Consider the following 8171-nt stretch of genomic DNA (forward strand, 5'->3'; position numbering starts at 1 on the left):
ACCAGCGAAACCCCCGCTGGTCGAGGCGCGACGAAGGAGCGATCGAGACCCCGCGACCTGCGCTTGGAGGCTTGGCTCACCGGGTCTCGAGACACGCCGTAGACGGCGTTCCTCGACCAGCGAAACCCCCGCTGGTCGAGGCGCGACGAAGGAGCGATCGAGACCCCGCGACCCGAGCCTCTGGTCCCCCGGGGGAGGCTGGTCGTGCGAGGCTGCGTGCGTGCTGTATCCTAGAAACACGAAGCAAATACTGTTCGGAAGACTTGACGCCCAGGCGTCGCACAGGTGTTTCGGCGGCTATAGCAAGAGGGAAACGCCCGGTCACATTCCGAACCCGGAAGCTAAGACTCTTTGCGCCGATGGTACTGCAGGGGGGACCCTGTGGGAGAGTAGGACACCGCCGGACTTAACTTAGCAACAACAGAGAAGGCCACCCCACGGGGTGGCCTTCCTGCGTTAATGCGCACAATTACTTGCGTAGGGCCTCGCGTAGGGCCTCGCGGAGGGGAACGCGGGTTCCCATGCGCAGCAGCGCGTTCGCGTAAATGCGGGAACCCAGCGCGATCACGGCGGAGGTCGTCACCAGCAGGATGATCAGGGAGGCGAGCGGTTCCCACCATTGCGCGGAGCCCAGGAAGATGCGCATGGGCATGCCCACTGGGGCGGAGAAGGGGATGTACGACATGACCGCCAGCACGGTGGCGTTGTCATTGAAAAAGATCACCAGGAAGTACGGGATCATGATGAGGATCATCACGGGCGACGTGGCCGAAGCCACGTCCTCCTGTCGGGACACGAGCGACGCCGTCGCGGCATAGAGCGACGCGAGCAGCACGAAGCCGAACGCAAAGAATATCGCGAACCAGACAATCGCCGGCCCCACCCCGGCGAGCAGGCTGGTCTGGCCCGTCACCGCCATGCCCACGGAAACGAGCAAACCGATGGCCACGATTTGAGCGAAGGCCATGATGCTGTTGCCGAGAACCTTGCCGGCCAGCAGGGCGCGCACGGAGATCGTCGACATGAGAATTTCGACGATGCGGGTCTGCTTCTCCTCGACGACGCTCTGCGCGATCGTGGACCCAAAGGTGATCGACGACATCAGGAACACGAGACCGAAACCGATGGCGACCAGGTAGGCCAAGCTGTTGTCCTGAGCGGGCGGCTCGAGGAGGTGAAGTGTGGGACTGACGCTGAGCGCCTCATCACCTCGAGGGGTGGCTCGCTCAGGGCGATGACATCGACACCGAGCGGCGACGTGTCGCTGGAGGCGGGCACGACGGCCGCCACGACCGTGCCGTCACGCACCAGGGCCTCCGCATCCGCCACGTTGTCCGCCTGCACGAGGTCGAACGCCTGGGTCTGCTCGACGTTTTGTCCCACGTAACCGACAACCGCTACCCGGGGAACGCTGGTGTTCTGGGCGGCGATGCCGCCGACGACGACGGAAGCGACGGAGATCAACAGCAGGATGGCGGTGGAGATCAGGAAGGACTTGCTTCGCAGTCGCGCGACGATCTCGCGCGTGGAGACGAGCCGTACGCTCTGGCTGAACGTGGGAGCCGTGTGCAGCGGACGACTGGAGCTCACTGCACGACCTCCTTGAAGATCGTGGAGAGGCTGGGTCGTTGTTGACTGAAGGACGTGACGTCCCCACGGTTCAGGGCCTGCCGCAGGACCGACTGGCTGGCCGCATCCGTTTCGGCCTCGAAGACCGCACGGCCAGAGACCGTGTCGATCAGGGTGATGCCGGGAAGGGTTCGAATCCAACCGACGTCTCCCGTGGCCTCAATCTCGAAACGCGAACCGCTGAATTGCTCGCGCAACCGCTCGCGCGGCCCGCTGGCGCGAATCTGCCCCTCCGCGATGATCACAAGGTCGTCGCAGAGTCGTTCGACGATGTCGAGCTGGTGCGAGGAGAACAGCACAGGCGCACCGCCGGCTGCGTAGTCGGTGAGGACGCTCATCACCGTTTCAACCGCGATCGGGTCGAGGCCGGAAAAGGGTTCGTCGAGAACGAGGAACTCCGGGTCGTGCACGAGGGCGGCCGCGATCTGAGCGCGTTGCTGGTTGCCGAGTGACAGCGCTTCCACGAGGTCACCCGCCCGCTCGGCGAGACCGAGACGCTCGAGCAGATCATCGGTGTTGCGGCGAGCGGATGCCCGGCCGAGGCCGTGCAGGCGAGCCAGGTACACCAGTTGCTCGGCGATCTTCATCTTGGGGTACAGGCCGCGTTCTTCGGGCATGTACCCGAAGCGGCGACGGTCGCTGGGCATGACGGGGACTCCGTCGATGAGCACGGTGCCGGAATCCGGTGTGAGCACGCCGAGGATGATGCGCATCGTGGTCGTCTTGCCCGCGCCGTTAGCGCCCACAAACCCGGTCATGCGCCCGTCTGCCACGGTGAAGCTCACGTCGGTGAGCACGGATCTGCTGCCGTAGCGCTTATTGACGCCCCTGATGTCGAGCATGCCCACCTTTTCGTTGACCCTGCCCTACAGGCTAGTCACCGGGCGAGGGATGCGCGTGCATCCGTCGCCCGGTGACTCATGTCTCGTTCGTATTCAGCGTCAGGCGGTGAGCCGTACGCGGGTGTTGTTGACGGATGCTGCGTCGCTCTCCCACAGGCCGACCACGCTCGAGCCGAGCTCGGCTTCCAGCCCTTCGAGAGCCTTCACCACGAAGATCACGGCAGCAGCGGGGGACTCTGCCTTCGCGAAGCCGAATGCCACGGCGCGGGTCCAGGTTTCGGCTGACGCTTTCACGCTGGCGTAGTTTGCGCCGCCGGGAGTCGGTCGATCCACTGAGACCGACGACACGATCGCCAACCGTCCGGCCGGGGAAGCCAGCAGGTCGGCGTTGAAGGCCCGAGTGGTGTTGCGCAGGGTCGTCACAACGTGGGTGTGCAGAAACTCGTAGTCCTCGTCGGTCTGGCCGATGAGACCGCCGCCGCCGCGCCATCCGCCCACGAGGTGGATGAGGCCATCGATGGGGCCGAGTTCGGCCCGCACGGTGTCGGCCAAACGCTGCACCGACGCGAAATCACCCAGATCGCACGCATAGCGGGCTTCGGCCGCAACCGGCTCGAGCCTGTCGGCATTGGAGCCGACGGCCACGACGCGCGCACCCGCGGCGGTGAGGGCCGAGGCTGCGGCCTGACCGGCCGCGCTGGACGCACCGGCGATGAGCACGATGCGTCCAGCGACAGCCTTAGTCATGGGCGGTGATACCCGCCGTTGACGCGATAACCGTCTTCATCTTCTTCTCGAGGGCCTCAAAGAACATCGACAGCGGGAATTCATCGTCGAGAACCTCGTCGGTGTAGCCCTTGGGCGGACCCGCGAGCACCTCGCGCGGCAGCCCCTGCGCCCAGACAGAGGCCGGGTTCGGGGTGAGGGTTTCGGCGATCATCTCGTACGCGGCGAGCCAGTGCGCCTTCTTCGGCCGGTCGATCGACGCCCAATACAGGTCGTCGATCTGCTTGCCGAGGGCGATGACCACGTCGGGTACCGCGTCCCAGTCGAACGTGAGGCGCGTGTCGGTCCAGTGCAGGGCGTGGTGCTGGTGCATCCACGCGAACAGCAGCTGGCCGCCGAGTCCGTCGTAGTTGCGCACGCGGCTTCCGGTGATGGAGAACCGGAAGATGCGGTCGAAGATCACGGCGTACTGCACGAGTTTGGCGTGCGTGCGCGCCTCCGGGCTGGCCTTCTCGTTCCGTTCGATCGTGACCGACTCGCGGAACGCGGTGAGGTCGCAGCGCAGTTCCTCGAGGGAGTAGAGGAAGAACGGCATGCGCTGCTTGATCATGAACGGGTCGAAGGGAAGATCGCCGCGCATGTGCGTGCGGTCGTGGATGAGGTCCCACATCACGAAGGTCTCTTCGGTGAGGCGCTGATCGTCGAGCAGGCCAGCGGCCTCGGCGGGAAGTTCCAGACGGGTGATCTCGGACGCCGCCCGCACGACCCGACGGTACCGTGCGGCCTCGCGGTCGGCGAAGATGGCACCCCACGTGAACGTGGGAATCTCGCGCATCGCGACGGTCTCCGGGAACAGTACGGCAGAGTTGGTGTCGTATCCGGGGGTGAAATCGAGAAAGCGGATCGGCACGAACAGCTTGTTGGAGTACTCCTCCTCCAGCTCGGCGATGAACTGCGGCCAGATCACTTCGATCAGCACCGCCTCCACGAGTCGATTGGTACTGCCGTTCTGGGTGTACATCGGGAAGACGACGAGGTGCGCCAACCCGTCCACGCGGTTCTTCTGCGGCTGGAAAGCCAGGAGCGCGTCATAGAAATCGGGCACACCGAAGTCTTCACGAACCCAGCGGTCGAAATCCACGACGAGGGCCGTGAGGTACTCGGCGTCGGTCGGGAAGCGCGGCGCAAGTTCCGCAATGGCGGCGGTGATCTCGGCAACGGATGCCGCGGCATCCGTGTGCAGACCGGCGTCGGCAACCGAGCCGTCCTGCACCTGCATGGCCTGCAGCGCGGTGGCGGCGGCCTTGAGGCGCAACCAGGCGGGGTGCTCGGCGAGGGCGGTCGCGGCGTCTTCGAGAACCTCGGGCTCACCGACTAGTGCTTCTACAACACGTGTTTCTTTAATTGACATCGACATGGGAACCTCCCGTCCTCCTGAATCGCCGCGGTTGCGACTGTGGGCGCAGTTGATGCGCCCTCCCTAAGAGTATCGAGGGATGAACGGCGTTTTCTTGCAATTTCTCGCAGTAATTGCGCGCGAAGACCCCGCCGCATCGCGCAGAATCCCCGTGCACGCCGAGAATCGGCGCCGGTATATGACAGAGTCAAGGAAACAACGGGGGACACCATCACCGCCACACACCATCACACATCGGATCATTCGCTCCTCAAAGTCCTCGGAAATCGAGACGCGCTTGCCCTCGGATTCGGGGCCATGATCGGCTTCGGCTGGGTGGTGCTGACCGGAGGCTGGATCAACGACGCCGGCACGATGGGCGCCGTCGCAGCCATGATCGCCGGCGGAGTCATCATGGGCATCGTGGGGCTCACCTACGCCGAGCTCACTGCGGCCATGCCCAAGGCGGGCGGCGAGCACAACTTTCTGCTGCGGGCCATGGGGCCCCGCTGGTCCTTCGTCGGATCGTGGGCGATCACGGGCGGCTACGTCACCATCGTCGCCTTCGAAGCCGTGGCTCTGCCGCGCACGGCCGGGTACCTCTTTCCGAACCTGAGCCAGATCCCGCTGTGGCAGATCGCCGGCGAGCAGGTCTTCCTGACGTGGGCGCTCGTCGGTGCGGTTGCGGCCGTCGTGATCACGGGCATCAACATCCGCGGGGTGAAACTGGCCGGGGTCGTTCAGACCTTCGTCGTGCTGTTCCTCCTGATCATCGGCGCGATGCTCGTGTTCGGTTCGTTCACCGGCGGCTCCACCGTCAACATGCAGCCGTTCTTCACCGGCGGCATGGGCGGGTTCTTCGCGGTGCTCGTCGTCGTGCCGTTCCTGTTCGTGGGCTTCGACGTGATCCCGCAGTCTGCCGAGGAAGTCGATGTGGCGCCTCGCCAGATCGGCAAGCTAGTGGTCATCGCCGTCATCCTGGCCACCATTTGGTACGTCATGATTGTGCTCACCACGTCGTCGTCGATGAGCGCCGCGGCCATCGGCCAGGCCGACATCGCGACCGCGGATGCCATGGGGGCCCTGTTTGGCACCGCTGTGATGGCGAAGGTTCTGCTCGCGGGCGGCATCGCGGGCATTCTCACCTCATGGAACTCGCTGTTGCTCGGCGCCTCACGCCTGATGTTCTCGATGGCACGCTCGGGCATGCTTCCCGCCTGGTTCGGTGTGCTGCACCCGAAGTTTCGCACACCCACGAACGCACTGATCTTCATCGGGTCGTTGTCGTTCATCGCCCCGTTCTTCGGCACCCAGATGCTCGGCTGGCTCGTCGATTCCGGGGCCCCGAGCATCGTCATCGCGTACATCCTGGTGGCCGTCGCCTTTGTGGTGCTGCGTCGTCGGGAACCCAAAATGGACCGACCGCTGCGCATCGGTGGAAAAGGCAACGGTGGCATCGTGATCGGCGTCCTGGCGGCAGTGCTCTGTCTCGCCCTGCTCAGCCTGTACATGCCGGGCATGCCAGCCTCCCTGTCGTTCGAACCGTGGGTTCTGTTCCTGCTCTGGTGGGTCGGCGGCGCCTTCTTCTACTTTCGCGTTCCCGCCGGGATCGCACCGGGTCATGACGCCGAGGAGCGCCTGCTCGCGACGTTGGGATCTCGCCGCGCATAATAGGGGGCTGCAGGCGCGTCGGGCTAGAGTGCGGACATGACGGATGCTCCGCCCCACACCCCTCCGCCGCTCACGGCATCCGCGGTCATGGCTACCCTCGACGGGCTGGCCGACCCGGAACTCGCGGTGGGAATGGCGCGCTTCTTCCAGACCGGGCCCGGCCAGTACGGCGAAGGGGATGTGTTCATCGGGCTCACAGTGCCGGTGGTGCGAAAGGTGGTCAAGGCCTTCGCCGCTGTGCCCCAGGCCGAGATCGAGCGTTTGCTCGACAGCGAGGTGCATGAGCATCGGCTCACCGCGCTGCTCATCCTCGTGGCGCAGTTCGAGCGGGCTGGCAGACCGTCGGCCGACGATGATGCGCTACGCACCCGCCTGGCAGCGGACTACCTCGGTGCCGTGCGCCGGGGCCGGGTGAACAACTGGGACCTCGTCGATTGCTCGGCGCCACGCTCGTGGGAACCTACCTGTTCGACCGGCCACGCGGCGTGATATCCGAGCTCGCCGCCAGCCCGGTGCTCTGGCAGCGCCGTGCCGCCATGGTCGGGAGCCTCGGCCTCATCATGCGCGGCGACGCGAGCACAAGCCTCGAGCTGGCCGCACGGCTGCTCACCGACCGCGAACCGCTCATGCACAAGGCCGTCGGCTGGATGTTGCGCGAGGTGGGCAAACGCATCGACCGCGCCCTGCTGCTCGCCTTCCTCGACGAGCACGCACCCGAGATGCCTCGCACCGCGCTCAGCTACGCCACGGAACACCTCAGCCCGGAGGTGCGCGCGGGCTACCGCGCCCTCCGTCGCTAGCTGAATCGTGCCCGCAGGCCGCAGGAACCCACCAACGGATACTGCGGCACTCCACCTGCTCGCGACCGCCGGCACGAAGTTATCCACAGGGCTGGGCCGGCCGGAAGTTCTCCACAGATTGGGGTGAGCGCGGTGAGGGCCTGCGGTCCCGGGGCATTCTCTCCCCTGTTGGCGCTGAGGCACGCTCGGCCCAGTCTGGAGGCCATCATGACCACGCCACGATTTCTGAAACATGCTCTCGTGCTCGTCGCGCTGTCTGTCCTGACCGCTGCGCTCCTCAGTGGATGCGCCGGCGCCCCGCCATCGCCTGCTCGCGATTTCGAGTCACAGATCGGCCCAAGCTGGACGGTAACGGCGGGCCTGATCGGCGCTCCCATCGCAGCAAACGGCGTTGTCGTTTCGTATGTCTCGGCGTCGGATGGTGGTCTGCAGATTGTGGCATGGGATGCGCATTCGGGCGTTGAATTGTGGCGAGACGACGCGGCCACGGGCAGCATGACCACCGGCGTCGAACTGGATGCATCGATAGTGGAGACGGACGGCCGAACGCTCGTGCCATACGTTCGGGATCTGCCCGATAATGACTCTGATTGGCAGCAGCTCGTCATCGCCGATGCGGTCACCGGCATCGCGGTCGCAGTGGCCCCGTCCGCGGTCTGGGCGTCAGAACGGCCTACCGCGTGCCCGGATGGTGCCGGAATTTGCTTCTCAGGCTGGACATTCGATGCGCGCCTAGCCGGCCAGCGCTCCTTCCGCTTCGATCCGAAGGTGGGGACCGTGCGGCCAGACACGGATCTTGCGCTGCCGGACGGTGCCAGATTCCTTGGCGAGAGAATCTTCTCGACGAGTCTTCGGGCGCCGGAAGGGTTGGAGATGCTGGGGTACAGCGCTGCCGGCAAGACGGCGTGGCAGCGGCCCTACACGGAGGTGTTTGGTCGGGGATACTCGTCCGATGGCGGCTGGTCATGGGAGAAGAGCGATCCTGACGGATTGCTCATTGGGTCGGGTGCCACGTATGAGCCGGGACTCAGTGACCGTGAGCAGTACTCCTATGACCTGACCGAACAGCGCGTTGTTGCGCTCAGCCGCGAAACCGGAGAGACCGTG

At 65.3% G+C, this 8171-nt stretch carries 7 protein-coding genes, 1 rRNA gene and 1 pseudogene; 4 read left to right on the top strand and 5 right to left on the bottom strand.

Going from position 1 to position 8171, the window contains the following annotated elements; all coding sequences use genetic code 11:
* Positions 1-289: 289 nt before the first annotated feature.
* A 5S ribosomal RNA gene (gene rrf / locus JF66_RS13040) occupies positions 290-406 on the top strand.
* A 63-nt stretch (positions 407-469) separates the two neighbouring features.
* On the opposite strand, the gene JF66_RS25335 is transcribed toward rrf, so the two are convergent.
* The 5 genes from JF66_RS25335 to JF66_RS13060 all read right to left on the bottom strand — a co-directional run bounded on the left by JF66_RS25335 (position 470) and on the right by JF66_RS13060 (position 4614).
* Positions 470-1144, bottom strand: coding sequence for an ABC transporter permease (locus JF66_RS25335; protein ID WP_369798015.1), 675 nt, complete (start codon positions 1142-1144; stop codon positions 470-472).
* Positions 1102-1590, bottom strand: a complete 489-nt coding sequence (locus JF66_RS25340; RefSeq protein WP_369798017.1) for a hypothetical protein — start codon at positions 1588-1590, stop codon at positions 1102-1104. The genes JF66_RS25335 and JF66_RS25340 overlap by 43 nt, the downstream gene beginning before the upstream one ends.
* Entirely contained in the window at positions 1587-2471 is an 885-nt protein-coding gene (locus tag JF66_RS13050; RefSeq protein WP_035878848.1) for an ABC transporter ATP-binding protein, read from the bottom strand. The genes JF66_RS25340 and JF66_RS13050 overlap by 4 nt, the downstream gene beginning before the upstream one ends.
* Before the next feature lie 99 nt (positions 2472-2570).
* Positions 2571-3218 carry an SDR family oxidoreductase gene (locus JF66_RS13055; protein ID WP_035878850.1) on the bottom strand — a complete coding sequence of 216 codons (648 nt, stop codon included), beginning with the start codon at positions 3216-3218 and terminating at the stop codon, positions 2571-2573.
* Positions 3211-4614 carry a DUF6421 family protein gene (locus JF66_RS13060; RefSeq protein ID WP_035878853.1) on the bottom strand — a complete coding sequence of 468 codons (1404 nt, stop codon included), beginning with the start codon at positions 4612-4614 and terminating at the stop codon, positions 3211-3213. Before JF66_RS13060 ends, JF66_RS13055 begins: the two co-directional genes overlap by 8 nt.
* Positions 4615-4824: 210 nt before the next feature.
* On the opposite strand from JF66_RS13060, the gene JF66_RS13065 reads away from it, so the two are divergent.
* The 3 genes and pseudogenes from JF66_RS13065 to JF66_RS13075 all read left to right on the top strand — a co-directional run.
* Positions 4825-6264 (top strand): APC family permease, encoded by a 1440-nt coding sequence (locus JF66_RS13065; RefSeq protein ID WP_081882379.1) that lies wholly within the window; start codon positions 4825-4827, stop codon positions 6262-6264.
* Positions 6265-6396: 132 nt separating this feature from the next.
* A pseudogene (locus JF66_RS13070) lies at positions 6397-7064 on the top strand (DNA alkylation repair protein).
* A 207-nt stretch (positions 7065-7271) separates the two neighbouring features.
* Positions 7272-8171 (top strand): hypothetical protein (locus tag JF66_RS13075; protein ID WP_035878856.1); only part of this gene is annotated, 900 nt, incomplete at its 3' end.

Origin of the sequence: Cryobacterium sp. MLB-32 (assembly GCF_000738085.1) — a bacterium.
GTDB lineage: Bacteria > Actinomycetota > Actinomycetes > Actinomycetales > Microbacteriaceae > Cryobacterium.

Bases quoted from the DNA above. Each gene is read 5' to 3' on its own strand.
- JF66_RS13050 (WP_035878848.1), bottom strand. From the start codon at position 2,471: ATGCTCGACATCAGGGGCGTCAATAAGCGCTACGGCAGCAGATCCGTG.
- JF66_RS13060 (WP_035878853.1), bottom strand. From the start codon at position 4,614: ATGTCGATGTCAATTAAAGAAACACGTGTTGTAGAAGCACTAGTCGGT.
- JF66_RS13055 (WP_035878850.1), bottom strand. From the start codon at position 3,218: ATGACTAAGGCTGTCGCTGGACGCATCGTGCTCATCGCCGGTGCGTCC.